Genomic DNA, 1791 nt, shown 5'->3' on the forward strand with positions numbered 1-1791 from the left:
GGACGCTGTTGGTTAATTCGGGCCTGTGCGTGACGGCGGTCCTCAAGACCCGGTTGTGGTCTTGAGGACCGCCGTTGTCGTATTGGGGTGGGTGCGGGTGTCGATGCAGCCGAAGGAGTCTGGGGAGATCCCGGCGGAGACGGTGCGGGTCGCGCGGGCCGCGTTTCCGAAGGGGAGTCTGGCGATCCGGGTCCGGGACGAGCTGGGGCCGTTGTTCACCGACGAGCAGTTCGCGGATTTGTTCCCGGCGCGGGGAAGGGCGGCCTGGTCGCCGGGGCGGCTGGCGCTGGTGGTGCTCTTGCAGTTCGCCGAGGGCCTGACCGACCGGCAGGCCGCGGAAGCGGTGCGGGCCCGTATCGACTGGAAGTTCGCGCTGGGGCTGGAGCTGACTGATCCGGGCTTCGACTTTTCCGTGCTGTCGGAGTTCAGAGATCGTCTGGTCGGCGCGGATGGCGGGCGGTCGGTGTTGGACGGCATCTTGGCCGCTGCCCAGAAGAAGGGGCTGCTCAGCAAGGGTGGCAAGGCACGGACGGACTCCACGCATGTGTTGTCTGCGGCACGTGAGCTGAACTGGCTGGAGCTGGTCGGCGAGAGTCTGCGGGCGGCGCTGAACGCGGTGGCCCGCACAGATCCGGACTGGCTGGGCGCGCACGCATTGCCGGATTGGTTCACGCACTACGCAACCCGGATCGAGGACTCCCGTTTCCCCAAGGCCTGGGCCAAGCGGGTCGAGGTGGGGCGCCGGATCGGCGCGGACGGCATGCGTCTGCTGGAGATGATCTGGACAGACGGCACGCCCTTGGCGCTTCGGGCACTGCCAGAGGTGGAGTTCCTGCGGCAGCTGTGGGTCCAGCACTTCCGCCTGGTGGAGGGCGAGGTGGAGCGACGGGACCCAAAAGACCGGCCGCCGGGCGCGAAACGCCTGGTCACCCCCTATGACCCCGAGGCCAGGGGCAGCGTGAAGCGTGACACTTTCTGGGACGGCTTCAAGGTCCATCTCACTGAGACGTGCGAGCCGGAGACAGTGCACCTGATCACGAACGTGACCACCACCGTCGCCACGGTTCCTGACGACCGGATGGCCGCCGTGGTCCATGCCGGCCTCGCCGAACGCGACCTGCTGCCCGACGAACACTGGGTCGACACCGGCTATGCCAACGGCGGCGCGCTGGTCGCGGCCCGTCGTGATCACCGGGTCGCGCTGCACGGGCCGCTGAAGTCCGTGACTGTTCCGCACGCCCGTGGCGAGGCCGCCTTCGGGCAGGACGCGTTCACCATCGACTGGGACAACCAGCATGTGACCTGCCCGAACGGCATCACCAGCACGCAGTGGCACCAACGCCGTTCGGAAGACGGACTGCCGACCATCCGAGTCCGGTTCTCCCCGTCTGACTGCCGCACCTGCCCCCAGCTGCGGCAGTGCGTCAACTCCCCGAAGGCCCAGCGCCGGGAGATCAACCTCAGGCCCCGCGACGAATACGAAGCACTTCGGCAGACGCGGAAACTCCAACGAACCGACGAGTGGAAGGACCGCTACAAGATCCGCGCCGGGGTCGAAGGAACCATCTCCCAAGCAGTGCAAGCCTGCGGCCTGCGCAGATCCCGCTACCGCGGCCTGCCAAAGACCAGTCTTCAACACCAGCTCACCGGCGCCGCGGTCAACCTCGTCCGCATCAACGCATGGCTCACCGGCACACCCCATGCACGCACCCGCACCAGCCCCCTGGCAGCACTTCGCCCCGCCGCATACGACGGGGCGAAGCAGCCAGGCCCGAATTAACCAACAGCGTC

General features: G+C 67.7%; 1 protein-coding gene. It reads left to right on the forward strand.

The window, feature by feature from the left end; genetic code table 11:
- The first annotated feature begins 97 nt into the window (after positions 1 to 97).
- On the forward strand, positions 98 to 1780 hold the full coding sequence (locus tag ACZ4LX_RS38080) for an IS1182 family transposase (RefSeq protein ID WP_467651991.1): 1683 nt from the start codon (positions 98 to 100) through the stop codon (positions 1778 to 1780).
- The last annotated feature ends 11 nt before the right edge of the window (positions 1781 to 1791 follow it).

The sequence above is a fragment of the Streptomyces sp. NPDC026062 genome (assembly GCF_055568375.1).